Source organism: Pseudomonas sp. NPDC089396 (assembly GCF_044749545.1).
In the GTDB taxonomy this organism is placed as follows: Bacteria; Pseudomonadota; Gammaproteobacteria; order Pseudomonadales; family Pseudomonadaceae; genus Aquipseudomonas.
Genome location: NZ_JBIVIC010000018.1, coordinates 1 through 25,602, shown reverse-complemented (window position 1 = coordinate 25,602; position 25,602 = coordinate 1). Strand labels below are relative to the sequence as shown.

The window sequence follows — 25,602 nt, the reverse complement described above, 5'->3', positions numbered from 1 at the left end:
TGCCAAGGCCCTGTCATGGCGAGCGCGTGCTGGCTATAATCGCCCCCTCACTCACCCCGAGTCTTGCCCGCCCATGTATACCCTGGCCCGCCAGCTGCTGTTCAAGCTTTCCCCGGAAACCTCCCATGACCTGTCCCTGGACCTGATCGGCGCCGGTGGCCGCCTCGGGCTCAACGGCGCGTTGTGCAAGCAGCCAGCGGCGTTGCCGGTGACGGTGATGGGTTTGAACTTCGCCAACCCGGTGGGCCTGGCCGCGGGCCTGGACAAGAATGGCGCGGCCATCGATGGCTTTGCCCAGCTGGGCTTCGGTTTCGTCGAGATCGGCACCGTGACGCCGCGCCCGCAACCGGGCAATCCCAAGCCGCGCTTGTTCCGCCTGCCGGAAGCGACAGCGATCATCAACCGCATGGGCTTCAACAACCTGGGCGTCGATCATCTGCTGCAGCGGGTGCGTGCGGCGCGTTATGACGGCGTGCTGGGCATCAACATCGGCAAGAACTTCGACACCCCGGTCGAGCGCGCGGTCGACGATTACCTGATCTGCCTGAACAAGGTGTACACCGAGGCCAGTTACATCACCGTCAACATCAGCTCGCCGAATACCCCGGGCCTGCGCAGCCTTCAGTTCGGCGATTCGCTCAAGCAACTGCTCGATGCGCTGGCCGAGCGCCGTGAACAGTTGGCCGGCGAGCATGGCAAGCGTGTGCCGCTGGCGATCAAGATCGCGCCGGACATGAGCGATGAAGAAACCGCGCTGGTGGCGGCAACGCTGCTGGAATCGGGTATGGATGCGGTGATCGCCACTAACACCACGATGGGCCGTGAAGGCGTCGAAAGCCTGCCGCATGGTGGTGAAGCGGGTGGCTTGTCGGGCGCGCCGGTGCTGGAGAAGAGCACCCATATCGTCAAGGTGCTGTCGGCCGAGCTGGGGGGCAAAATGCCGATCATCGCCGCCGGCGGCATCACCGAAGGGCAGCATGCGGCACAGAAAATCGCTGCTGGGGCGAGCCTGGTGCAGATTTACTCGGGCTTCATCTACAAGGGGCCGGCGCTGATTCGTGAAGCGGTGGATGCCATCGCTGCCATGCCACGGGTGTAAAACGCAGCCATAAAAAAGGGCCCCATCTAGGGGCCCCTGGGCCGTAGCCCGCCGCCCGGATGGGGCGTGCATGGTAACTCGAATTCAGTGTCCTCGATCAGCCAACGGCGTGATTTTCGTTGAGTCTATGGATGCCAGCGGTGCCAGTCATTCCGTCCCAGTTATCACCGCGACCTTCGCGCCAGCCGTTAATCCAGGCTTGGCGAACTGAAGGAAGATTGAAGGGGCAAAGTTCGCGGGATTTGCCGGTGACCCCGTATTGGTAGCCACGTGAATATGCTCTTTCCAACGGATCACGCTTAAGTCTTCTCATAGGGTGTTGCCCTCACTTGTTGACTGTAATGTCCCGTCGGCCTCTCCGAGGCCGGGCAGAGTCTTTCTGCCGGTGTGCGCCCGCTGCCGGCGTGGCGGGCTGAAGGTGCCGCCTCATTGCGAAGCGGCCTAAGACCAGTTCTAACGAATGCGGGTCACGGTGTGAATGATCGATTTGTCATAAGCACGTAACGTTTCCTAGGGTGAAGGGATAAGTAAATAAATGCGACTCAACCTTGTTTGGCCTTGAGCCCGCTATGATCGGCGTTTGCTGATCCTTGACGTCATTTCGCCAGCGTGGCGCAGTGATGAAAGAAATATTTAGTAATGCGACGAAGGGTCACATCGGCCCCCACATCGATAGAAATTATTCGTACTGCCTGATGATCTAAGCTGTTTTTGCCAGCCGGCGAGCAGCAGATCGATCAGGCGGCCTGGCCAGCCGACTGCGTTGATGCAGTCGGCGAAGGCCACTCGAACGCTTGCTGGAAGGGCGTTCGGGCAAACATCGGCGAAGCGATGCGTCGCCTCGTCAGTCAAATAGCCCAAGGCGCTGGAATCCTCATGTCGGACCGTTTCGAACTCTATCTCACCTGCCCCAAAGGCCTGGAAGGCCTGCTTGCCGAAGAGGCCAAGGGCCTCGGTCTGGACGAAGTGCGTGAGCACACCTCGGCCATTCGCGGCACCGCCGACATGGAAACCGCCTACCGCCTGTGCCTCTGGTCGCGTTTGGCCAACCGCGTGTTGCTGGTGCTCAAGCGCTTCTCCATGAAAAACGCCGACGACCTGTACGACGGCGTGAACGCGGTCGACTGGGCCGACCACCTGGCGGCCGACGGCACCTTGGCGGTGGAGTTCAGCGGCCATGGTTCGGGCATCGACAACACCCACTTCGGCGCCCTCAAGGTCAAGGATGCGATCGTCGACAAGCTGCGCAACCGTGAGGGCCTGCGCCCGTCGGTGGAGAAGGTCGATCCGGACGTGCGGGTACACCTGCGCCTGGACCGGGGCGAGGCGATTCTGTCCCTTGACCTCTCCGGCCACAGCTTGCACCAGCGTGGTTACCGCCTGCAGCAAGGCGCCGCGCCGCTGAAGGAAAACCTGGCAGCGGCGGTGCTGATCCGCGCCGGCTGGCCACGCATCGCCGCCGAGGGCGGCGCGTTGGCCGACCCGATGTGTGGTGTGGGTACCTTCCTGGTCGAAGCGGCGATGATCGCTGCCGACATCGCCCCCAACCTCAAGCGCGAGCGCTGGGGCTTCAGCGCCTGGCTCGGCCATGTCCCGGCCACCTGGCGCAAGGTCCATGAGGAAGGGCAGGCCCGTGCCCAGGCGGGGCTGGCCAAGCCGCCGCTGTGGATTCGCGGCTACGAAGCCGACCCGCGGCTGATCCAGCCGGGGCGCAACAACGTCGAGCGCGCAGGCCTCGGTGACTGGATCAAGATCTACCAGGGCGAAGTCGCCAGCTTCGAGCCGCGTCCAGACCAGAACCAGAAAGGCCTGGTCATCAGCAACCCGCCGTATGGCGAGCGCCTGGGCGACGAGGCCAGCTTGCTGTACCTCTACCAGAATCTCGGCGAGCGCCTGCGTCAGGCGTGCATGGGCTGGGAAGCGGCGGTATTCACCGGTGCCCCGGAACTGGGCAAGCGCATGGGCCTGCGCAGCCACAAGCAATACGCATTCTGGAACGGCGCGCTGCCCTGCAAGCTGCTGCTGTTCAAGGTGCAACCGGACCAGTTCGTCACTGGCGAGCGCCGCGAGGCCCAGAGCGACAACGGCGAATCCGGCCGTCCGCTGGCGGTGGCCAGCGAGCCGGCACGCTTGTCCGAAGGCGCGCAGATGTTCGCCAACCGTCTGCAGAAGAACCTCAAGCAGCTGGGCAAGTGGGCACGCCGTGAACAGGTCGACTGCTACCGCCTGTACGATGCCGACATGCCCGAGTACGCCCTGGCGGTCGATCTCTATCAGGAATGGGTGCACGTGCAGGAATACGCCGCGCCGCGTTCGGTCGACCCGGAAAAGGCCCAGGCGCGCCTGCTCGACGCCCTGGCGGCGATTCCTCAGGCACTGGGCATCGATCCGCAGCGCGTGGTGCTCAAGCGCCGCGAGCGGCAGAGCGGCACTCGTCAATACGAGCGCCAGGCCACCGAGGGGCGTTTCCTGGAGGTCAAGGAAGGCGGCGTGAAGTTGCTGGTGAACCTCACCGACTACCTCGATACCGGGCTGTTCCTTGATCACCGCCCAATGCGCATGCGCATCCAGCGCGAGGCCGAGGGCAAGCGCTTCCTCAACCTGTTCTGCTACACCGCCACGGCCACCGTGCATGCCGCCAAGGGTGGCGCGCGCAGCACCACCAGCGTCGACTTGTCGAAGACCTACCTGGACTGGGCACGTCGCAACCTGGCGCTGAACGGCTTCTCCGAGCGCAACCGCCTCGAGCAGAGCGATGTCATGGCCTGGCTGGAGGGCAACCGCGACAGCTATGACCTGATCTTCATCGACCCGCCGACCTTCTCCAACTCCAAGCGCATGGAAGGCGTGTTCGACGTACAGCGCGACCACGTGCAATTGCTCGACCTGGCCATGGCGCGCCTGGCGCCCGGTGGCGCGCTGTATTTCTCCAACAACTTCCGTAAGTTCCAGCTCGACGAGCACCTGGCTGCGCGGTATGTGGTGGAAGAAATCAGCGCTCAGACCCTGGACCCGGACTTCGCCCGCAACAGCCGCATTCACCGGGCCTGGCGCCTGCAATTGCGTTGATACGAGAGGCGATATTGCATAGCTAATGGCCAATAGCTATAACTCAGCACAGGGCCAGACAATCGCAGGACGCTGACGTGACGAGATCGATCTATGTCGAAGTATGGCGTGCGTGCGAAGGTGCTGGGCCTGTGCCGAGAGGCGATGGCCGCCTGGGCGGTGGCGCTGGTGGCGCTGGTGGCTGGCGGCTTGCTGTCGGCCGGCCTGGCACTGGCCACGCAGGCCTTCTACAAGCAGCAACTGCGCCAGCGCTTCGAGCTGCTGGCCAGCGAGCGCTATAGCCGTATCGCCGAACGCTTCGACGACCAGGAACAGCGCCTCGATGGTCTGCGGCGTTTCTTCAGTTTCTCAAACGAAATTACCCCCCGCGAATTCGACGGTTACGCCCAACCCTTGTTGCGGCGCACCCAGGCCTACTCCTGGGCGCCGCGGGTCGAGCATGCCCAGCGTCGCGAGTTCGAACGCCAGGCCAGCGCCAGGCTGGGGCAGGCATACGAAATCCGCGATCAGGATGGCCAGGGCAACTGGCAGGCGGCGCCGCCTCGCGACCATTACTTCCCGGTGCTCTACACCCAGGCCATCCAGCGGCAGGGGCAACCCTACGGGCTGGACCTGCGCAGCCAGCCGGCACGTGAGCAGGCCCTCAAGCGAGCCCTGCTGCCTGGCAGCATGGCGGTGTCCGAGCCGTTGGACATGATCAATGTCGCAGCGGGCTACAGTCGCGGGCTGTTGATGGTCGCGCCGGTGTTCTATGACAAGGAGCCTGATAAGGAGCCCGATAGCGAGGCCCCAGGCGCCCCCGTCGGCTACGTCATGGCGTTGCTGAACCTGAGTCAACTGATCAGCGATGGATTGCCGACGACCGGCGAGGACAACCTGGTGGTGCGCATCGTCGACTCCAGCGGGCGCGATGGCCGTGAAGTGTTGTTCGACTCGCAGAACCCGCCGGCATCCTTGGCGCTGGTGAGCAGCCAGTTGCTGCACCTGGCCGACCACCACTATCAGATCGATATCCGCCCGAGCCAGGTGTTCATGCAGGGCAATCGCTCCTCGGCAGCATTGGCGGTGGGGTTTCTGGGTGGCTTGCTGAGCCTGTTGCTCAGTGCCTTGCTCTACAACCTGTTCAGTCAACGGCAGCGGGCCTTGAGGTTGGTCGAACAGCGCACTTCGGAGCTGCGCGTCAGCGAGCAGTCGCTGCGCGAAACCCACAACCAGTTGCGCAGCGTGCTCGACGCCGCTACCCAGGTGGCCATCATTGCAACCAGCCTCAAGGGCGTGGTCAGTACCTTCAATGCCGGTGCCGAACGCATGCTGGGCTATTTGGCCGCCGAGGCGGTTGGGCAGCTTCGGCTGGAAAACCTGGTATTGCCTGAAGAACTCAACCAGCGTGCCCATGCACTGAGCCTGCGCTACGGTCGTCCTATTGCCGGTGGCCAGGCCATGTTCGCCGATACCCTGCAGGAGGGTGGCGCCGAGCCCAGCGAGTGGACCCTGGTGCGCAAGGACGGTAGCCAACTGCTGGCCAACATGCTGGTCACCGCTGTGCTCGACGAGCAGGGGCTGTGGGTCGGATATCTCGCGATCTGCATCGATGTCACCGAGCGACGCCGGGTGCATGAAGCGCTGGCACTGCGTGATCGGCTATTGGAAAAGCTCAGTGCGGAAGTGCCAGGGGGCATCTATCAGTATCGGTTGGATGCCGATGGCCACTCCTGTTTCCCGTATGCCAGTGAAGGGCTCTTCGATATCTACGAAGTCGACCTGCAACTGCTGCGAGAAGACGCCACGGCGGTGTTCGAGCGTATTCATCCCGAAGACCTGGAGCGTGTGCGCCGCTCGGTCCGCTACTCGGCCGAGCACCTGACGCCGTGGCGTGAGGAGTACCGCGTCTGCCTGCCGCGTGCCGGGTTGCGCTGGGTGCGCGGTGAGGCGACGCCGGAGGTGGGGGAGGAGGGCTGCACCCTATGGCATGGCTACCTGACTGACATCTCCGACCTCAAGGGCGTGGAAGAAGACCTGCGCACCCTGTCGGTCACCGATGCGCTCACCGGTATCCACAACCGCCGTTACTTCCAGGAGCGGATCAAGGTCGAGCTGGACCGTGCCCAGCGCGAAGATCAGGACCTGGCGGTGATCATGCTCGACATCGATCACTTCAAGCGCATCAACGACCAGTTTGGCCATGCGGTGGGTGATCATGTGCTGCGCAGCTTGTGCCAGCGCATTGGCCAGCGCTTGCGCCGTACCGATGTGTTCTGTCGGTTGGGGGGTGAAGAGTTCATGGTGCTGTGCCCAGGCAGCAATGCCGAGCAGGCGCAGGTGTTGGCCATGGAGTTGTGGCAGGGGGTGCGCAGTGTGCCGGTGGAGGGGGTGGGCAAGGTGACCGCCAGTTTTGGCGTGGCGGGGTGGCGGCCGGGGGAGGGCGCCGATGCCTTGTTGTTGCGCGCGGATGCAGGGGTGTATGCCGCCAAGCAGGCGGGGCGGGATCGGGTGGAAGGGGAGCTGAGCTGAGTTGAGCGCCTCGGTGTCAGTTGCGGCCTCATCGCCGGCAAGCCGGCTCCCACAGGTACTGCGCTGAAATCAGCAGCAGGGCTTCTGTGGGAGCCGGCTTGCCGGCGATGAGGCCGCCAGAGAAATCAGGGCGCTGCAGAGACCGTGCTATTGCCCGCCTGCGGCTGGCGATAAAGGTCCAGCAACACCTGATCCAGCACCTGCGAAGCCCCCCACGGCTTCGGATCGTTGAGGATCGCCGCCACCGCCCAGGTATTGCCATTGCTGTCACGGCTGAAGCCGGCAATGGCGCGCACGGTGTTCAAGGTACCGGTCTTGATATGGCCCTCACCGGTCATGGCGGTGCGCTTGAGGCGCTTGCGCATGGTGCCGTCCATGCCCACCAGCGGCATCGAGCTGATGAACTCGGCCGAGTATGGGCTGTTCCACGCCGCCTGCAACAGCGCTGCCATCTCACGGGTACTGACCCGTTCCGCGCGCGACAGGCCCGAACCGTTCTCCATCACCAGGTGCGGGGCAGTGATGCCTTTCTTCGCCAGCCACTGACGCACCACGCGCTGGGCGGCGCGGGCGTCGTCACCATCGGCGTCCGTACGGAACTGTGCGCCAAGGCTCAGGAACAGCTGCTGGGCCATGGTGTTGTTGCTGTACTTGTTGATGTCGCGGATCACTTCCACCAGGTCTGGCGAGAAGGCCCGGGCCAGCAGGCGGGCGCTCTTGGGCACGTTCTCGACCCGGTCACGGCCCTGGATGCTGCCTCCCAGTTCGTTCCAGATCGCCCGCACGGCGCCGGCGGCGTAGGTCGAGTGATCGAGCAGCGAAAGGTAGGTCTGCGAATTGCAGCCGTCGCCCAGTTGACCGCTGACCACCACACTGATGCCATCGGGTTGGGCGACCGGGTTGTAGCGCACGTCGCCCTTGCATTGCTTGGAGGCAACGGCCTTGACCTGGTTGTCGATGCGAATGCTGGCGATCGGTGGCTCGACGGCGACGGTTACCTTGCCGCCGTCGTTGCGGGCGACAAAGCGCAGGGCCTTGAGATTGACCAGCAAGGAGTCGGGCTTGACCAGGAACGGCTTGTTGACGTCACCGCCATCGTCATTGAACTGCGGCAGGTTGGGTTGCACGAAATGGCTGCGATCCAGCACCAGGTCGCCGGTAACGGTGCGCACGCCGTTGGCGCGCAGGTCACGCATCAGCAGCCAGAGTTTCTCCATGTTCAGCTTCGGGTCGCCCCCCCCTTTGAGGTAAAGGTTGCCGTTGAGTACGCCGTTACTCAGGGTGCCGTCGGTGTAAAACTCGGTCTTCCACTGGAAGGTCGGGCCGAGCAGTTCGAGGGCGGCGTAGGTCGTGACCAGTTTCATGGTCGAAGCGGGGTTGACCGACACGTCGGCGTTGAACACGGTGGCCGTGCCGGGGCCGTTCAGTGGCAGCATGACCAGGGACAGTGCAGTGTCCTGCAGCTTGTTGGCCTTGAGTGCCTGCTGCACCTTGGGTGGCAGGGTGGTATTGACGGTCGCGGCCTGGCTGGGCAATGCGAACGGCAGCAGCAGGCCGGCGAGAACGAGGGGACGAAGCGTTTTGATCATATGAGATTAATACCCTACGGACGAGGGAAAATGACAATGGGGGCTGTAAGAGGTGATGGCCCCCAGGACGAAATATAGTGCGCATTATGCCCCAACCGCAGCGCTCATTGCGCCACGTTCGACGGAAAAGCGCCGTTGCACCACGGAAACTGTTAAAGTGCCGCGCGTAATTACTCAAGAGGATTGTTTCATGGCTACCAACCGTTCCCGTCGTCTGCGCAAGAAGCTGTGCGTGGATGAATTCCAGGAGCTGGGTTTCGAACTGAACCTGGGTTTCAAGGAAGATCTGTCTGACGAAGCCATCGATGCCTTCCTCGACGCTTTCCTGGCAGAAGCCATGGATGCCAATGGCCTGGATTATGTCGGCGGCGATGACTTCGGCCTGGTCTGCTCGGCCAAGCGTGGTTCGGTCAGCGAAGAGCAGCGCGCCAGCGTCGAAGCCTGGCTCAAGGGCCGCAGCGAACTGACCTCGATCGAAGTCAGCCCGTTGCTGGATGCCTGGTATCCAGAGAAGCCGATCAACTCGGCTTCCTGATGCACGCTTGAGTGGCCGTCCACACGGACGGCGCTCGATCAAGCCCTGGCCAGCTCCTTGGCCAGGGCTTTCTCCATGCGGCGCATATGCCGTGCCAATGCCTGCCGACGCAGCTTCATCTGCGGCAGCGACAGATTCTCTTCGTTAATGGCCTCGCAGGCCGCCATCATGCCCCGTGCTTCCAGCATTCGAGCCGCGCTGAGGATTTTGTGCGCCTGCTCGCGAAGGGCAATGGCCTCTTTGTCGGGGTTCAGGGCCATCAGTTCGGCCAAGTCCTCTTGCAGGCTCTGGTGCAAGGCTGTGAGCAACCGATCACGCTCGTCCAGGTTGTCTCCCACGATGCTGCGCAGGCCCCGCAGGTCGAACGGCAGCGGTATGACTGCCTGCTGCTCGCGTCGGACAATGGCGGCCAGGCGCTGGCTGAGTGTGCGCAGGCTGATGGGTTTGAGCAGGCAGTCGTCCATGCCGACGCTCAAGCATTTCTGCCTGGCTTCTGGCTGGGCATTGGCGGTGTAGCCGAGAATCACACAGCGTGGGCGCTTGCTGCGGCGCTCTTCGGCACGAACTGCGGCGGCGAGCTGATAGCCGTTCATGTGCGGCATGTTGCAATCGAGTACCAGTACATCGAACAGCCCTTCACGCCATTTTTCGAGGCCTTCGCGGCCGTCACTGGCAGTGGTCTGGCTAAGGCCCAGGTAGGCCAGCTGCTGTGCCATCAACAACAGGTTGGCTGGATGGTCATCGATCACCAGCACATTCAGTTGCGGGTCCGGGACGTCGACATCTTCTTCCACTCGTGGCGACAGTGGCGGCGCACCGACGCAATGCAGTGGCAGGATCAGACGAACCTGGGTACCGAAATCCGGCAGGCTCTTGATACTCAACCTGCCACCCATCATTTCGCACAGGCTGCGGCAGATGGCCAAGCCCAGCCCTGTGCCTGCGCGGGCTCCCTGGCTGTGCGGGTTGGCCTGGACGAAGGGGTTGAACAGGCGCTGCAGGTCATCGTCATGAATGCCGATGCCGCTGTCGCGCACTTCAAGCGCCAGGCTTGCGGTGGCCGTTGGGTTGGCGTCGCGCAGGCTCAGGCAGATGCGCACATGGCCATGCTCGGTGAACTTGATGGCATTGCTGACCAGATTGGACAGGATCTGCTTGAAGCGCAGGGGGTCGAGCAGGGCATGGCAGCGGGCGCCAGGGCTGATGATGACCTCCAGCGCCAGGCCTTTCTGCCGGGCCTGGCCTTCGAAGATGCGGCCCACTGACTCGACCAGTGCCGCCACTTCGACCGGTTCCGGTGAAAGGCTCAGATGGCCGGACTCAATGCGCACGATATCCAGGATATCGCCCATCAGCCCCAGCAGGTCTTTCGCCGAATGGTGGGCGACCTCCAGCGAAGTAAGGTCAACCTGGCCCTGATGGGCACGTTTCACTGCCAGTTCGAGCATGCCGATCACCGCATTCATCGGGGTGCGGATCTCGTGACTGATGGTCGCCAGGAAGGTGCTCTTGGCCCGGTTGGCGTCATCGGCCTGCTGCTTGGCCTCGCGAAGTTCCTGGACCAGTTTGCGACGTTCGCTGATGTCGATCCAGCCGCCGATGATGCCCTGCACTTCACCCAACGAGTCGCGGTAAGGCAGGATCCAGTGGTAGATGGTGATCTCCTGCTCCTTTAGTCGCAGCGGTCGGTCCACCACCAACGGCACACCTGCGGCCATGACCTGCAGGTAGTCGGCCTGGATCTGCCGGGTATGCTCCGCAGGGGCGAACAGGCTGTCTTCCAGGCGTTTGCCCAGCACCTCGTCAAGGCTTGCCTGAACCGCCTCCAGGTAGCTGGCGTTGCAGCTTTGCAGGCAACCGTCACGATCACGCACGTACATGGGATGGGGCGTGCCGTTGAGTAGCGCCCCCATGAACTCCAGCTGATCGCTGAGGGCACGTTCGGCACGTTGGCGCTGCTTGATCTGGCGCCGCAAGCGGGCGTTCCAGATTAGCGCCACCAGCAGCAGGCTGGTGCCCAGCAATACTTGCAAGGCCAGGCGGCGAAACTCTTCCCAATTGTTGTCGTCATGCAGGCTGAAGTCTCGCCAACGGTTATTGATGCCGCCCATCTCTTCCGGCGAGATGCTCAGCAAGGCCTTTTCCAGGATCGAGGCGAGTGCGGTGGCCTGGGCGGTGGTGGCCATGGCGAAATTCGCCGGTTCACTACCAACCGTGCGGCGAATGACCAGATCGGCGTTGCCTGCCAGGGCGTGGTTGGCATCGATCAGCGTGGTGATTACGGCATCGACGGCGCCACTGCTCAACAAGGCCATGGAGTAAAAGGGGCTTTCGGTCTCGATCCAGCCGGTTTGCGGATAGTGGCTTGCCAGCAACTCGGCCATGGCGCTGTAGCGGGTAATTGCGATACGGCGTCCACGCAGTTGCTCAAGCGACGCGTACTCAGTGTCTTGCTTACGGGTCACCAGCACGTGAGGGCTCTCGAGGTAGGGCCGGCTCAGGTGCAGGCGCTCTTCGCGCATGCCATCGACAGCCAGGGCGGCAATCATGTCCACGCGCCCGTCTTCAAGGCGAGCAACCATGTCGGCGACACCGTTGGCGCGCTGCACTTCGAAACGCAGGCCAGTGCGCAGGCGAATCAGCTCCAGCAGGTCGGCGGTTATCCCACGGAAATGGCCCGTGGCGTCGAAATAGGACAGTGGGGCGGCTGTCTCGTCGATGGCCACCTGCATGATCGGGTGCTCCTGCAACCATCGGGCTTCTACCGCCGTTAGGTGCAGTTTGCGACTGCTCAACAGCTGCTCGCCGCCGGCACTCCAGCGCTTGAACAGGCTGGTGCGCACGGCACTAGGTTGGTGGTCGATAGCGGCGTTCACCAACTCGATGAGCAACGTATCCTGAGCCCGGATGGCGAAGCCGAAACCAACGCTTTCGTGCTCGCCAAAACTGGCCATGCGCAAGCGTGGCAGGTGGCCGCGGTTGAGCTGATAGTGGGTAGACAGGGTATCGCCAAGGAACACGTCGGCTTGCCCGAAAGCGACGGCATTCAGGGCCTGGGACGAGGAGCCGAAGGCCAGCAGTTCAGCCTTTGGATAAGCGGCAAGAATGTCCTGGATGGGCAGGTAATGGTAGAGCATGCCCAGGCGCATGCCGTTCATGTCGGGACCGAGTGCTCGGTGTTCATCCTCGCGGGTGACCAATACCGGCTGGTCGATGGCATAAGGGTGCGAAAGCGCCAGGCCATCAGTCGCGGCTTCATAACCGTTGGAACTGCCGAGCAGGTCGATATCGCCCCGTTTGAGCGCAGCCACTGCCTCTTGCCGGCTGGCGTAGCGCAGCACTTGGATCGGCAGCTGCAAGGCCTTGCCGATCAGGTTGGCATACTCGGCGGTCAGGCCTTGGTAGTCGCGCCCTCCACTGGTGATATCGAAGGGTGGGTAATCAGGCGCTGATGTACCCAGCGTGAGCTGTTGTCTTCCCCTCAGCCATTGCTGTTGCGCCGGTGTCAGCTGCAGGCGTACCGCTGCAGCCGGAGAGCGGGCCAGTAGGGAGTAAGGCGCGGCCTCTTGTTCCAAGGCTTGGGTTCGGCCAGCAGCCAATGCCAGGCAGGCGAACAGGATGCCAATGAATCGCGCCATCGGCTACCTCAGACCAGTGCGTTGCGTTTGGCCATTTCTATGAGGTCGACCAAGGTGTCGACCTGCAATTTCTGCATCAGGCGTTTCTTGTAGGTGCTGACAGTCTTGTTGCTCAAGAACATGCCTGAAGCAATTTCCTTGTTGCTTCTTCCTTGGGCAAAAAGTTGCAGCACCATGAGTTCGCGATCATTGACCTGGCGGAACAGCCTGAGGTCGGCTTCCGCTGTTTCGTGGTCGTGGTGAACGGCCTGGCTTGGGAAGTAGTTGTATCCGGCAAGTACGGCTTTTATCGCACTGAGCAGTTCACTCAGATCTTCTTGTTTGCACACATACCCTGCGGCTCCCGAGTGCATGCAGCGTAAGGCGAACAGTGCCGGTGATTGCGCAGTGAGAACAAGCACCTTGGAGGGTAGGGCCATGGCCTGAAAGCGCGAGAGCACCTCCAGGCCGTCCAGCCTGGGAATGCTGATGTCGAGAATCACCAGGTCTGGGAGGGTTTCGCGAATCATCTGCATGGCATCGACGCCATTGTCTGATTCGCCAACGATCTTGTAGTTCTGGTTCTCGAGCAACATACGGACAGCCAGGCGAATGACTGGATGGTCATCGACTATGAATACGGTGTACATGTTCACGTTCCCTGCGGCAGATGACGAAGGCAGGGCGCACCTTAACCTAGTTGCAAGTCGCCGGGGGTGCGAGGAGAGGCGAATAGGTTCTTATGGGAAATTGCCTACAAGAGAAATCAATTAACGCTACGAAGTGTAATAAATTGATTCTCTGTCACTGCAGTTCTAGGGGCTGTTGGGTTGTTCTCGTCATGCATGTTTAATGATTAAACGTCAATTGTAGGAAGCGTCCTACAAAGATGCCGCTGGCTGGTTTGCGCCAGGCGGCATCGCACAAGTTCAGGTCGGGCTGGACCGTCCGGTCATTTCCCGCGCCATTTCGCTTGCATAGCTGTCGGTCATCCCGGCGATGAAGTCGATCATGCGCAGAAAGGACCTGTACAGCGAGTCATGCGGACTGGGAGCATTACTGCCGATCAGGTCCAGGACACGCCGGCTCTTGAACGAAGGCGTGCGCCCGCCGTGCTGTTCGAGGGCGGCAGCGCAGAACGTGTTGAGCAGGATTTCCAGGGTGGTGTAGGCACCAATCTCGTGCAGCGTCTTGCGTTTATCCTGGAAGATCTTGTTGCGCGCCATGTCCTTGGCCTGCAGCACGCAACGCTTGGCCGGACCGTGCATGTGCTCGACCAGATCGCCGCTCAACTGCCCGGCAAGCAGTGCTTGCTGTTGCTCGACGAAAGCATGCGCGGCGGCGTTGGTCAGGTGCTCGATGGCCTTGCCGCGCAGAATCGCCAGTTTGCGTCGCCGCGAGTCCGAAGGCCCGAGCTGGCGATAGGTTTCGGGCAGGTCATCGCCGACCAGGTCAAGCAGCAGTGCTTCGACTTCGGCGTAGTCCAGCAGCCCCATCTCCAAGCCGTCTTCCAGGTCGATCAACCCATAGCAGATGTCGTCCGCGGCCTCCATCAGGTACACCAGCGGGTGGCGAGCCCAACGCTGCGGCTCCAGCAGTGGCAGGCCCAGTTTGCGGGTGATCTGTTCCAGCAGCGGCAGCTCGCTCTGGTAGCAGCCGAACTTGTGCTTCTTGTAGCCCAGGGCATCGGCGTGCCGTGCTGTCCACGGGTACTTCAGGTAGGTGCCAAGGGTGGCGTAGGTCAGCCGGGTGCCACCGTCGAACTGGTGATATTCAAGCTGGGTCAGTACGCGAAAACCTTGAGCATTGCCTTCGAAATTGAGAAAGTCGCCGCGCTCGTCGTCGCTCATGTCATCCAGCCAGCCACGTCCAGCGGCCTGCTGGAACCAGTGGCGGATGGCGTCTTCACCGGAGTGGCCGAACGGCGGGTTGCCGATGTCGTGGGCCAGGCAGGCGGACTGCACGATCATGCCCAGATCGCTGGGAGCGCACCAGACAGGCAGGCTGTCACGCAGTGTTTCGCCCACGCGCATCCCCAGAGAACGGCCTACGCAACTGACCTCCAGGGAGTGTGTCAGGCGTGTGTGGATATGGTCGTTGCTGGAAACGGGATGGACCTGGGTCTTGCGCCCCAGGCGGCGAAATGCGCCTGAGAAGATGATCCGGTCGTGGTCCTTGTGGAAGGGGCTGCGCCCCAGTTCCTCGGGGCTGTACAGGGCTTTGCCCAGACGTTCGCGGGTGAGCAGGGTATGCCAGTCCAAGGCTCGGTCTCCTGTCGATCGAAGGGCATAGCATCCTGCGTCAGGCGGGGCGGCGCAAGGGGCAGGGGGGCACCGCTACCGAGGCAGCGGTACCCACGATCAGGGGCGTCGCCCTGCTTGCAAGTAGAGGCGTATCAGCGGCAGCAGGCTGCTGCCCAAACGCACCAGGCGGCTCAGGTTCCCGCTGCGTACGCCCTTGCCGGTCAGGAAACCCAGCGCCACGACGGCGCCAATGCCCCAGAGGGGGGCGTGCTTGATGCCCAGCCCTTCGTGCAGCGACCCGCCCATGCCGCGCAGCCGCTGCAGCGGTTGCAGCAACTGTCCCGATTCGTGGCGGATTTCCTGGCGATGCATCTCCATGCGCAAGCGCAGCAGCGCCTTGCGCAGCTCCCTTGGGTTTCGGGTGTTCGGCAGCTCAGGCAGGCTCATGGCAACAGGCGCTCCCGGTCCTTGGCAAGTTCTTCGAGGGTGGCGCCGAAGGGCGACGACTCGTCGAACACCGCAGCCTTCAGCCGTAGCGCGCAATACAGTGCGGCGATGCCATAGAACACGCACAGGCCGACGATGCCGGCCAGGCGGTAGCTGTCCCACAGCAGTACCAGCAGCAGGCCCGACAAGGCCGTGAGCAAGAGCAGCGCGAACACCAGCGCCAGCCCTGCGAACAGCAGCAAGCTCAGGGTGCGTGCCTTCTGCTCCTGCAACTCGATGCCGAACAGCTCGATGTGGCTGTGCAGCAGCCCCAGCAGTGCTGCGCCCAGGCGCTTGCCCGAAGCGCCGCTGGCAATGGCGTCATTCTCCATAGGGGCTCCTCAGCGTCGATTGGCTAGCAGGCCGATCAACAAGCCGACACCGGCGGCGATGCCAATCGCCTGCCAAGGGTTTTCCTGGACGTATTGCTCGGCGCTGCCCAGCGCCGCCTGGCCGCGTTCTCTCACCGAATCCTGGGTCAGTTGCAGTGTTTCGCGGGCTTGGGTCAGGCGCTCGTGAATCTGCTCGCGCAGTTCGTCGGCCTGATCGCCTGCCAGGTTGGCGGTGTCGGCCAGCAGTTTCTCGGTATCACGGACCAAGGCCTGGAAGTCAGCCATCAGTATGTCTTGTGCAGTCTTTGCCGATTTGCTGGCCATGGGGCTCTCCCTGTGTGGTGTGTTGAACATTCGAGCTTGCCGGTGCGCGGAAGGTTCACTGTAGCGCTGGTATGGGCCTTGCTAAGCCTTGCTCAAAGGAACGTGCCACAACCTGGGGCTTCGCCCCGGGCCGTGCGCCGATCCAGGGCAAGCACGCCCGGCGGATACCGATAAACCTTAACCCAATCCTCGACAAACCCAAGAAAAAACCACGCAGGCTTCGCCCGGTTGGGCAAAACAGGGCAGGGAGCTGGCACCGATTCGGTGCATGGATGCAGGTTCTTGAACTGTCCTGGTGCCTTTTTCAGCAGGTCTGCCTCTTTCATGGAAAACATGCACAGCGCAATGGACTCACTGGTCCACGGTTCCAACACCCTGTTCATCCTCATGGGCGCCATTTTGGTGCTGGCCATGCATGCCGGTTTCGCGTTCCTCGAAGTGGGCACGGTACGCCACAAGAACCAGGTCAATGCCTTGTCGAAGATCCTCAGCGATTTCGCCATCTCGGCATTGGTGTATTTCTTCATCGGCTACTGGATCGCCTACGGTGTGAGCTTTCTGCACCCGGCGGCGCAACTGGCGGCGGAGCATGGCTATGCCCTGGTCAAGTGCTTCTTCCTGCTGACCTTCGCTGCCGCGATCCCGGCGATCATTTCGGGAGGCATCGCCGAGCGGGCCCGCTTCCTCCCGCAGCTGTGCGCCACGGCGTTGATCGTGGCGTTCATCTACCCGTTCTTCGAAGGTGTGGTGTGGAATGGCAACCTGGGTATCCAGGGTTGGCTGCAGGCGCGCTTCGGTGCGCCGTTCCATGACTTTGCAGGTTCCGTGGTGGTGCATGCCATGGGCGGCTGGCTGGCGCTGGCGGCGGTGTCGCTGCTGGGTGCGCGGCGCGGACGCTATCGTGAGGGGCGCTTGGTGGCGTTTGCGCCGTCGAGCATTCCGTTCCTGGCGCTGGGTTCGTGGATCCTGATCATCGGCTGGTTCGGCTTCAACGTGATGAGTGCCCAGACGCTGCAGGGTGTCAGTGGCCTGGTGGCGATCAACTCGCTGATGGCCATGGTCGGCGGCACCTTGGCGGCCTTGCTGGCCGGTCGAAACGATCCGGGCTTCTTGCACAATGGACCGCTGGCCGGGCTGGTGGCGATCTGCGCTGGCTCCGACCTGATGCATCCGATCGGTGCGCTGGCAACCGGGCTGGTGGCGGGTGTGCTGTTCGTGTGGAGCTTCACCGCTGCGCAGAACCGCTGGAAGATCGACGATGTGCTGGGTGTCTGGCCGCTGCATGGGCTGTGCGGGCTGTGGGGCGGCATTGCCTGCGGCATCTTTGGGCAGTCTGTCCTGGGTGGCATGGGGGGTGTCAGCCTGATCAGTCAGCTAATCGGCAGCCTGGCTGGGGTGCTGGTCGCACTGGTGGGCGGCTTTGGCGTGTATGGCCTGATCCGTAGCGTGCTGGGGCTGCGCTTGAGCCATGAGCAGGAGTTCCAGGGCGCTGACCTGTCGCTGCACCGCATCGGGGCCACCAGCCAGGATTGAGCGAGGCAAGGTGCACAGGGGGCGGGACGGACCTAGAATAGGTATCTCTCCAATCCCAACCGAGCCTTACTCCATGCTGCCTGAATGCCAACTCTTCGGCACCGTCGGCTGCCACTTGTGCGAAGTGGCTGAAGCCGTGTTGATGCCATTTGTCGAACATGGCTTGCTGGTCGAGCTGGTCGACATCGCCGATAACGAGGCGCTTTTCGAGCGCTATGGCCTGATCATCCCGGTGTTACGTCGTAGCGATACGAGTGCCGAGCTGCACTGGCCGTTCGATGCCGAACAGGTGGTGGCGTTTCTCGCGCAGTGATGACGTTTGTGGAGCTTCATCCCTGCGCCATGAGGAATGCTGCGTCGCGATGATCGAGTGCCGGCGCGCTGACGCCGGCATTTCTCATGGGTCATCAGGAGCTCAACCATGCTCATCACTCCCCATTTCACGCTCAATGAAATGATCGCTTCGCAGCTCGCCGCCAGGGAAGGGCTCGACAACACCCCGCCACCTGAGGCGCGCGCCAATCTGCAGTTGCTGTGCAGTGCGCTGGAACAGGTGCGCGAGCTGTTCGACGCGCCGATCATCATCTCCAGCGGCTACCGCAGTGCCGCAGTCAACGCGCGTCTAGGCGGCTCGCCGATAAGCCAGCATTTGCAGGGCTTGGCGGCTGATTTCACGGTAGTCAAGCTGACCCCGCGCGACGTCGCGCGCCGCGTCAGCGAAAGCGCCGTTTCCTTCGACCAACTGATCCTCGAGTTCGACCAGTGGGTGCACTTGTCGGTGGCGCATGCCGCGCCCCGGCGACAGGTGCTGACCATTCGCAAAGGCACCGGCTATCTGCCGGGGCTGCAATGAACCGCATTGACGGCACCAGCGGGATATTCGTATGCTGTATATAAATACAGTATCGAGGTGAATCCATGCTCAACGTCGAGCAACTCAAGTACAGCGTCAACCGCATGCCGGTAGAGCGGGTGTGTGACGCTGTGCTGGAATTACGCCTTGAAGGCCTGGTTACTGATGACCGAACGCCGTTTGGCAAGGTCCACTTCAATACCTGCTTCGCCGAGATTGAAGCCTTGTTCCAACGCGCCGGCTACCACCGCGGGCTGGACGTGGTGGGTTACCAGGGCTTGCTGTATGCGCTTTATGACCCCGGCCGCTGGGAGCCCGTGCAGGTGTTGCGCTGGCTGAAAGAACGCAGCGAGCAAGGGGGCGAGGCTGGTTGCGCTGCCGGGCTTGGGGGATAATGCCCGGCTTTGATCGACTCGAGTCCCGCCATGTCCAGCCCTTTCGACCCCGCCCGTCAGCAAGCCAGCACGGTGTGCCTGCCACCTGGCAACTGGGCCACGGTGCTCGATTGCCTGTGCGACCACTTCAAGGCCATTGGCCGCGATCAATGGCTCGACCGCTTTGCCCGTGGCCGTGTGCTCGACGCCGAAGGGCAGGCGGTCGCTGCCGATCTGCCTTACCGCCGCGGCATGCGGTTGCATTATTTTCGTGAGGTGGTCAACGAGCGGCCGATCCCGGTGGAGGAAACCATCCTGCATGTGGACGAGCATCTGGTGGTGGCCGACAAACCGCATTTTTTGCCGGTCACACCTACCGGCGAGTATGTCGAGCAGACCTTGCTGCGGCGCTTGATCCGCCGCCTTGATAACCCGCACCTGGTGCCGCTGCACCGGATCGACCGGCATACGGCAGGCTTGGTGCTGTTTTCAGCCAACCCGCAAACCCGCAGCGCCTACCAGCGGCTGTTCCCGGAGCGGCGTATCGACAAACGCTACCAGGCCATCGCCGCAGCCATGCCCCAACGGGATTTTCCCTTGGTTCACAAAAGTCGGCTGGTGCATGGCGAGCCGTTTTTCCGCATGCATGAGGTGGAAGGGGCGGACAACAGCGAAACCTACGCCGAAGTGCTGGAGAAGCACGGTGAGCTGTGGCGCTACGGCCTGTCGCCGGTGACCGGCAAGACCCACCAGTTGCGGGTGCACATGGCGGCCTTGGGGGCGGGCATCTGCAATGATCCGTTCTATCCCGAGCTGCTCAAGGAAGACGACGATTATCAGCGGCCATTGAAGCTGTTGGCGCACAGCTTGCGCTTCAGCGACCCGTTGACGGGCGAAGAGCGTTACTTTGAAAGCCGTCTGACGCTGGATTGGTAGGCGTTTGCAGTCTGTGCTGGCCCTATCGCCGGCAAGCCGGCTCCCACAGAGATATCAGTGCCTTTGAGATCAGCGCTGTATCTCCCACAGAGATATCAGTGCCTTTGAGATCAGCGCTTTATCTCCCACAGAGGTACCAGCGCTCTTGGGATCAGCGCTGTACCTGTGGGAGCCGGCTTGCCGGCGATGGGGCCACGCGAGCTTAGCGGTTGAAGCGCTCCACCAGCGAGTACTGTCCGCCTGCCGTGGTGCTCAGCGCTTCACTGAGCAACGCCGAATGCTGCGCCTGTTCGGCGGTCTGGTCGGCCAGTTGGGCGATGGTGCTGATGTTGCGGCTGATCTCGTCCGCCACGGCGGTCTGTTCTTCGGTAGCCGCAGCAATCTGGGTGGCCATGTCGGTGATGTTGGCCACTGCCTCACTGATGCCGACCAGTGCCTGGTCGGCCTGCATGACCCGTTCGACACCTTCCTGGGCCTGGCGGTGACCGCTTTCCATGGTCTGCACGGCGTTGTTGGCGGTTTGCTGCAGTTTGGCAATCAGGCCGTGGATCTGCCCGGTGGACTCGGCGGTACGCTGGGCCAGTTGACGCACTTCATCGGCGACCACTGCAAAACCACGCCCCATTTCGCCGGCACGGGCTGCCTCGATGGCAGCGTTCAATGCCAGCAGGTTGGTCTGGTCGGCGATCCCCTTGATCACATCCACCACGCCGCCGATCTCGTCGCTGTCCTTGGCCAGCTGAGTCACGGTCGCGCCGGTTTCGCCCACCGCGCTCGACAGGCGCTCGATGGCGTCGCGGGTTTCCCCGGCGATCTGTCGGCCCTGGGCAGTCAAACGGTTGGCTTCCTGGGTGGCGTCAGCGGTGCGCTGCACATGGTTGGCCACTTCCTGGGTGGTGGCGGCCATCTGATTGACGGCGGTGGCGACCTGTTCGGTCTCCACCCGCTGGCGCTCAAGCCCCGAAGAACTCTTGTGGGCCAGGTCATCGGACTGGCGTGCTTGGTCGCTCAGGTGTTCGGCGCTGTCCTGCAGGCGGGTCAGGCAGGTTTTCAGGCGCGCATCCTGGCTGAGCATGGCCATTTCCAGGCGTGCCTGGACGCCACGGCTGTCGGTGAACATCTGCGCGATCAGCGGGTCGGAGGTGGTCTGTTCGGCCAGACGCAGCAAGCGCTTGAGGCCCCGTTGCTGCCAGCCCAGGCCCAGCAGGCCGAGTGGCACCGACAGGGCAGCGGCCAGCGCGAAGCCCCAGGAGTGACCCAGCCAGTTGCCAATCAGGAAACCGACCTGGCTGACCAGGATGAACGGCAACCAGTCCTGCAGCACCGGCAGCCATGTGTCACGGCGTGGGATCGCGGTCTTGCCCTGGTTGATGCGTTGGTACAGCGCTTCGGCGCGGCGGATCTGCTCGGCGCTGGGCTTGACCCGCACCGACTCGAAACCGACCACCTGGTTGTTGTCGAAAATCGGCGTGACGTAAGCGTTGACCCAGTAATGGTCGCCGGATTTGCAGCGGTTCTTGACGATGCCCATCCACGGCAAGCCTTGCTTGAGGGTTTGCCACATATGGGCAAAAACCGCCGACGGTACATCGGGGTGGCGCACCAGGTTGTGTGGCGCACCGGTCAGCTCCTCGCGGGAGAAACCGCTGATATCGATAAAGGCATCGTTGCAGTAGGTGATCACACCCTTGGCGTTGGTGGTGGAGATCAACCGCTGTTGTGCAGGGAAGGTCCGTTCCCGTTGGGTAATCGGCTGGTTGTTACGCATGGGTCGAGTAATCCGCAAGGCTTTCGATGGGTATCGGCAGGCCGGTGGTTTTATTGAATGAATATTTGCCAGGCGCAGGGGGGAAGGGGCCGCAGGGCGGCCCCAACCGCTCTAGCTCGCGATCAGTTGGCGCAGCACGTAGTGCAGAATGCCGCCCGCCTTGAAGTACTCCACTTCATTGAGCGTATCGATCCGGCACAGCACCTCGATCTGTTGCTGTTGTCCATCCTCTCGGGTGATGCGCAGGGGCAGGGTCATGCCAGGTTTGATAGGCGCGTCAGCGAGTCCCAGTACGTCGATCTGCTCCTTGCCGGTCAGCCCCAACTGCTTGCGGTCGTGCCCAGCCTTGAACTGCAGGGGCAGCACGCCCATGCCCACCAGGTTGGAGCGGTGGATGCGCTCGAAACTCTCCGCCAGCACCGCCTTGACCCCCAGCAGGTTGGTGCCCTTGGCCGCCCAGTCGCGGCTGGAGCCGGTGCCATATTCCTGGCCGGCGATCACCACCAATGCAGTGCCCTCGGCCTGGTAGCGCATGGCGGCGTCATAGATCGACAACTTCTCGCCCGTGGGCACATGCAGGGTATTGCCGCCTTCTTCTCCCGCAAGCATCTCGTTGCGGATGCGGATGTTGGCGAAGGTGCCGCGCATCATCACCTCATGGTTGCCGCGCCGTGAACCGTAGGAGTTGAAGTCGCGCGGCTCCACGCCCTTGCCGCGCAGGTAGCGACCGGCCGGGCTGTCAGCCTTGATGTTGCCGGCCGGGGAGATGTGGTCGGTGGTCACCGAGTCGCCGAGCAGGGCAAGGATGCGTGCGCCCTGGATGTCCTTGATCTCAGGCAGCGGGCCGCTGATTTCGTCGAAGAACGGTGGATGCTGGATATAAGTGGAATCGTCCTGCCATACATAGGTGGCCGCTTGTGGCACTTCGATGGCCTGCCATTGGGCGTCGCCGGCGAATACCTCGGCGTACTCCTTGTGGAACATCGCAGTGTCGACCTGGGCCACGGCAGCGGCGATTTCCTGCTGGCTGGGCCAGATGTCGCGCAGGTAGACCGGTTGGCCATCCTTGCCGGTGCCCAGTGGGTCGCAGGTCAGATCGATGCGTACGCTGCCAGCCAGGGCATAGGCCACCACCAGCGGCGGCGAGGCCAGCCAGTTGGTCTTGACCAGCGGATGCACGCGGCCTTCGAAGTTGCGGTTACCCGATAGCACCGAGGCGACCGTGAGGTCGGCGCTGGCGATGGCCTTCTCGATGGCCTCGTCCAGTGGGCCTGAGTTGCCGATGCAGGTGGTGCAGCCGTAACCGACCAGGTCGAAGCCGAGCTCGTCGAGGTAGGCGGTGAGCCCTGCGGCGTTGTAGTAGTCGGTTACGACCTTGGAGCCGGGTGCCAGAGAGCTCTTCACCCATGGTTTGCGTTGCAGGCCTTTTTCCAAGGCTTTTTTCGCCACCAGACCGGCCGCCATCATCACGCTGGGGTTGGAGGTGTTGGTGCATGAGGTGATCGCTGCGATCACCACGGCGCCATCGCGCAGGGTGTAGGTCTGGCCCTGGTGGCTGTAGTCGACCTCGCCGGCCTGGTCGGCATTGCCCACCGCCACGCCGCCGCCGCCCTCGCTTTCCAGGCGGCCTACCTCTTTGGCCAGTGGCTTGGGTTGCAGTTCGATGAAGTGGTCGAAAGCCTGCCGGACCTGACCCAGGGCGACCCGGTCCTGTGGCCGTTTCGGCCCGGCCAGGCTGGCTTCGACTTCATTCATGTCCAGCGCCAGGGTGTCGCTGAACAGCGGCTCCTGCCCGGGCAGGCGCCACAGGCCCTGGGCCTTGCAGTATTGCTCGACCAGTTGCACCGCCTCGCTCGGTCGGCCCGACAGGCGCAGGTAATCGAGGGTGACCTCATCGACCGGGAAGAAGCCACAGGTGGCGCCATACTCGGGCGCCATGTTGGCGAGCGTGGCACGGTCGGCCAGGGGCAGGTCGGCCAGGCCGTCACCGTAGAATTCGACGAACTTGCCGACCACGCCTTTCTTGCGCAGCATCTGCGTCACGGTCAGCACCAGGTCGGTGGCGGTGATGCCTTCGCGCAGCTTGCCGGTGAGCTTGAAACCGATCACCTCCGGGATCAGCATCGACACCGGCTGGCCGAGCATCGCGGCTTCCGCCTCAATGCCGCCTACCCCCCAGCCGAGCACGCCCAGGCCGTTGATCATGGTGGTGTGCGAGTCGGTGCCGACCAGGGTGTCGGGGAAGGCGTAGGTGCGACCATCCGCTTCACGGGTCCAGACCGTGCGCCCGAGGTATTCCAGGTTGACCTGGTGGCAGATGCCGGTACCAGGTGGTACCACGCGGAAGTTGTCGAACGCGTCCTGGCCCCAGCGCAGGAAGGCGTAGCGTTCGCCATTGCGTTGCATCTCGATGTCGACGTTCTCGCTGAACGCCTGGGGCGTGGCATAACGGTCGACCATCACCGAGTGGTCGATCACCAGGTCCACCGGCGACAGTGGGTTGATCCGCTGTGGGTCGCCACCGGCCTTGGCCATGGCGGCGCGCATGGCGGCCAGGTCGACCACCGCCGGCACGCCGGTGAAGTCTTGCATCAGTACCCGCGCCGGGCGGTACTGGATCTCGCGATCGGAACGGCGCTCCTGCAGCCAGCCGGCGAGGGCACGCAGGTCGTCGCCGACGACGGTTTCACCGTCTTCCCAGCGCAGCAGGTTTTCCAGCAGTACCTTGAGCGACATGGGCAGGCGCTGCAGGTCGCCAAGCTGTTGTGCGGCCTCGGCGAGGCTGTAGTAATGGTAGGTGTGGCCAGCTACCTTCAAGGTCTTGAGGGTGTTCAGGCTATCGAGCGAGGGCATTGCCAACTCCTTCTGCACCGGTGCCCGGCCTGTGCTGTTGGCCGGTGTCACCGCTCTGTTTCGGTCCGCACGGCACGGACCTGGCTGAAAGGTCAGGTTAGACCGCTTTGGTACCCCTGACCCTTTTCTGGACCGGCGGGGCGTGTCGCAGGTTCCGAACTTCCTTTATCATCGCCGCCCTGCCGGCGCCCGTGGTGCGCCAGCCGTAGTGGAGTGAGAAATGAATACCCTGTTCATGCATTGCCGGCCCGGTTTCGAGGGTGAGGTCTGCGCCGAGATCAGCGAGCAGGCCGCCCGCCTGGGGGTTGCTGGCTATGCCAAAGGCAAGGCGCACAGCGCTTGCGCCGAGTTCGTCTGTGCCGAAGCCGAAGGTGCCGAACGGTTGATGGCGCAGCTGCGCTTCGCCCAACTGATCTTCCCGCGGCAGTGGGCGCGTGGCTGCTACATCGAACTGCCGGAGAGCGATCGCATCAGCGTGCTGCTCGAGCACCTGGCCGGGTTGCCGGTATTTGGCAGCCTGTGGCTGGAAGTGCTGGACAGCAACGACGGCAAGGAGTTGTCGACCTTCTGCCGCAAGTTCGAGGTGCCGCTGCGCAAGGCGCTGGAAAAGGCTGGGCGTCTGGTCGATGACGTCAGCCGGCCGCGTCTGCTGCTGACTTTCATCAGTGGGCGGCGGGTGTTCGTGGGTATGGCCGAGGCGAACAACAGCGCGCTGTGGCCGATGGGGATTCCGCGCCTGAAGTTTCCGCGCGAGGCGCCCAGCCGCTCGACGCTCAAGCTGGAAGAGGCCTGGCACCAGTTCATCCCGCGGGAGCACTGGGAGCAGCGCCTGGGCGATGACATGACGGGCGTCGACCTGGGTGCCTCGCCAGGTGGCTGGACTTACCAGCTGGTGCGTCGCGGGATGCTGGTCACTGCCATCGACAACGGGCCGATGGCGGAAAGTCTGATGGACACTGGTCTGGTCCAGCATCTGATGGCGGACGGGTTCACCTGGCAGCCGAAGCAGCCGGTGGACTGGATGGTGTGCGACATCGTCGAGAAGCCGGCGCGTACCACCGCGTTGATCGAGACTTGGCTGGGCGAGGGGCTGTGTCGTGAGGCGGTGGTCAACCTCAAGTTGCCGATGAAGCAGCGATATGCCGAAGTGAGGCGTTTGCTGGATCGGATGGAAGCGACGTTCAAGGCGCGCAAGGTCAAGGTGTCGATCGCCTGCAAGCAGCTGTATCACGACCGTGAGGAAGTGACTTGCCATCTGCGCAGGCTGGACTTGAAACCTCGATAGCACGCCGGTTGCCTTTGCCTTTGCCTTTGCCTTTGCCTTTGCTTCTGCTTCTGCTTCTGCTTCTAAGCGCGCGGTAGTTCAGGCGCCGCCAATTGCGACTTCAGGAGGCCGAGCGGAGGTCTTGCGGAGGGAGGTGACGGGCATGGATGCCCGTCAAGCGCTGGGCCCCAGGATGGGGCCTGCAGCGCGGTCCTC

At 62.9% G+C, this 25,602-nt stretch carries 20 protein-coding genes; 10 read left to right on the top strand and 10 right to left on the bottom strand.

The features are described 5' to 3' along the window. Positions 1–73 precede the first annotated feature (73 nt). Entirely contained in the window at positions 74–1,099 is a 1,026-nt protein-coding gene (locus tag ACIPZB_RS24680; protein ID WP_400643131.1) for a quinone-dependent dihydroorotate dehydrogenase, read from the top strand. 97 nt (positions 1,100–1,196) lie between these two features. Here the strand turns inward: ACIPZB_RS24680 and rmf are convergent, their stop codons facing one another. Next, positions 1,197–1,412 carry a ribosome modulation factor gene (rmf, locus tag ACIPZB_RS24675; protein WP_003248687.1) on the bottom strand — a complete coding sequence of 72 codons (216 nt, stop codon included), beginning with the start codon at positions 1,410–1,412 and terminating at the stop codon, positions 1,197–1,199. 563 nt (positions 1,413–1,975) lie between these two features. On the opposite strand from rmf, the gene rlmKL reads away from it, so the two are divergent. Both rlmKL and ACIPZB_RS24665 read left to right on the top strand, forming a co-directional pair. Next, positions 1,976–4,168, top strand: a complete 2,193-nt coding sequence (rlmKL, locus tag ACIPZB_RS24670) for a bifunctional 23S rRNA (guanine(2069)-N(7))-methyltransferase RlmK/23S rRNA (guanine(2445)-N(2))-methyltransferase RlmL (RefSeq protein ID WP_400643130.1) — start codon at positions 1,976–1,978, stop codon at positions 4,166–4,168. A 93-nt stretch (positions 4,169–4,261) separates the two neighbouring features. Then, positions 4,262–6,679, top strand: coding sequence for a diguanylate cyclase (locus tag ACIPZB_RS24665; protein WP_400643129.1), 2,418 nt, complete (start codon positions 4,262–4,264; stop codon positions 6,677–6,679). A 125-nt stretch (positions 6,680–6,804) separates the two neighbouring features. On the opposite strand, the gene dacB is transcribed toward ACIPZB_RS24665, so the two are convergent. Beyond that, positions 6,805–8,268, bottom strand: a complete 1,464-nt coding sequence (gene dacB / locus ACIPZB_RS24660) for a D-alanyl-D-alanine carboxypeptidase/D-alanyl-D-alanine-endopeptidase (RefSeq protein WP_400643128.1) — start codon at positions 8,266–8,268, stop codon at positions 6,805–6,807. A 190-nt stretch (positions 8,269–8,458) separates the two neighbouring features. On the opposite strand from dacB, the gene ACIPZB_RS24655 reads away from it, so the two are divergent. Beyond that, positions 8,459–8,803, top strand: coding sequence for a YggL family protein (locus ACIPZB_RS24655; RefSeq protein ID WP_008097195.1), 345 nt, complete (start codon positions 8,459–8,461; stop codon positions 8,801–8,803). Between the two features lie 38 nt (positions 8,804–8,841). Here the strand turns inward: ACIPZB_RS24655 and ACIPZB_RS24650 are convergent, their stop codons facing one another. The 6 genes from ACIPZB_RS24650 to ACIPZB_RS24625 all read right to left on the bottom strand — a co-directional run bounded on the left by ACIPZB_RS24650 (position 8,842) and on the right by ACIPZB_RS24625 (position 15,805). Continuing rightward, the gene (locus ACIPZB_RS24650) at positions 8,842–12,441 is read right to left on the bottom strand and encodes a transporter substrate-binding domain-containing protein (RefSeq protein WP_400643127.1); all 3,600 of its coding nucleotides are present in this window, start codon (positions 12,439–12,441) and stop codon (positions 8,842–8,844) included. A gap of 8 nt (positions 12,442–12,449) precedes the next feature. After that, on the bottom strand, positions 12,450–13,070 hold the full coding sequence (locus tag ACIPZB_RS24645; protein ID WP_008097187.1) for a response regulator transcription factor: 621 nt from the start codon (positions 13,068–13,070) through the stop codon (positions 12,450–12,452). 279 nt (positions 13,071–13,349) lie between these two features. Continuing rightward, positions 13,350–14,681, bottom strand: coding sequence for a deoxyguanosinetriphosphate triphosphohydrolase (locus tag ACIPZB_RS24640; RefSeq protein WP_400643126.1), 1,332 nt, complete (start codon positions 14,679–14,681; stop codon positions 13,350–13,352). 99 nt (positions 14,682–14,780) lie between these two features. Continuing rightward, on the bottom strand, positions 14,781–15,110 hold the full coding sequence (locus ACIPZB_RS24635; protein WP_008097183.1) for a hypothetical protein: 330 nt from the start codon (positions 15,108–15,110) through the stop codon (positions 14,781–14,783). Continuing rightward, positions 15,107–15,481 carry a phage holin family protein gene (locus tag ACIPZB_RS24630; RefSeq protein WP_400643125.1) on the bottom strand — a complete coding sequence of 125 codons (375 nt, stop codon included), beginning with the start codon at positions 15,479–15,481 and terminating at the stop codon, positions 15,107–15,109. Before ACIPZB_RS24630 ends, ACIPZB_RS24635 begins: the two co-directional genes overlap by 4 nt. Positions 15,482–15,490: 9 nt before the next feature. Continuing rightward, the gene (locus ACIPZB_RS24625; RefSeq protein ID WP_008097180.1) at positions 15,491–15,805 is read right to left on the bottom strand and encodes a YqjD family protein; all 315 of its coding nucleotides are present in this window, start codon (positions 15,803–15,805) and stop codon (positions 15,491–15,493) included. Positions 15,806–16,129: 324 nt separating this feature from the next. On the opposite strand from ACIPZB_RS24625, the gene ACIPZB_RS24620 reads away from it, so the two are divergent. From ACIPZB_RS24620 to ACIPZB_RS24600, 5 genes are all read left to right on the top strand, one after another. Next, positions 16,130–17,338 (top strand): ammonium transporter, encoded by a 1,209-nt coding sequence (locus tag ACIPZB_RS24620; RefSeq protein ID WP_400643124.1) that lies wholly within the window; start codon positions 16,130–16,132, stop codon positions 17,336–17,338. Positions 17,339–17,411: 73 nt separating this feature from the next. Beyond that, entirely contained in the window at positions 17,412–17,651 is a 240-nt protein-coding gene (locus ACIPZB_RS24615; RefSeq protein ID WP_008097177.1) for a glutaredoxin family protein, read from the top strand. Positions 17,652–17,759: 108 nt separating this feature from the next. After that, positions 17,760–18,191 carry a D-Ala-D-Ala carboxypeptidase family metallohydrolase gene (locus ACIPZB_RS24610; protein ID WP_400643123.1) on the top strand — a complete coding sequence of 144 codons (432 nt, stop codon included), beginning with the start codon at positions 17,760–17,762 and terminating at the stop codon, positions 18,189–18,191. 65 nt (positions 18,192–18,256) lie between these two features. Continuing rightward, positions 18,257–18,586, top strand: coding sequence for a transcriptional regulator (locus ACIPZB_RS24605; protein WP_400643122.1), 330 nt, complete (start codon positions 18,257–18,259; stop codon positions 18,584–18,586). Positions 18,587–18,616: 30 nt separating this feature from the next. Continuing rightward, positions 18,617–19,501, top strand: coding sequence for a pseudouridine synthase (locus ACIPZB_RS24600; protein WP_400643121.1), 885 nt, complete (start codon positions 18,617–18,619; stop codon positions 19,499–19,501). Positions 19,502–19,703: 202 nt separating this feature from the next. Here ACIPZB_RS24600 and ACIPZB_RS24595 read toward each other — a convergent pair whose 3' ends face one another. Continuing rightward, complete coding sequence (locus ACIPZB_RS24595; protein ID WP_008097173.1) at positions 19,704–21,269, bottom strand: PAS domain-containing methyl-accepting chemotaxis protein; 1,566 nt, start codon at positions 21,267–21,269, stop codon at positions 19,704–19,706. Positions 21,270–21,380: 111 nt separating this feature from the next. After that, positions 21,381–24,122, bottom strand: a complete 2,742-nt coding sequence (acnA, locus tag ACIPZB_RS24590) for an aconitate hydratase AcnA (RefSeq protein ID WP_400643120.1) — start codon at positions 24,120–24,122, stop codon at positions 21,381–21,383. Between the two features lie 220 nt (positions 24,123–24,342). On the opposite strand from acnA, the gene rlmM reads away from it, so the two are divergent. Then, positions 24,343–25,407, top strand: a complete 1,065-nt coding sequence (rlmM, locus tag ACIPZB_RS24585) for a 23S rRNA (cytidine(2498)-2'-O)-methyltransferase RlmM (protein ID WP_400643119.1) — start codon at positions 24,343–24,345, stop codon at positions 25,405–25,407. Positions 25,408–25,602 lie beyond the last annotated feature (195 nt).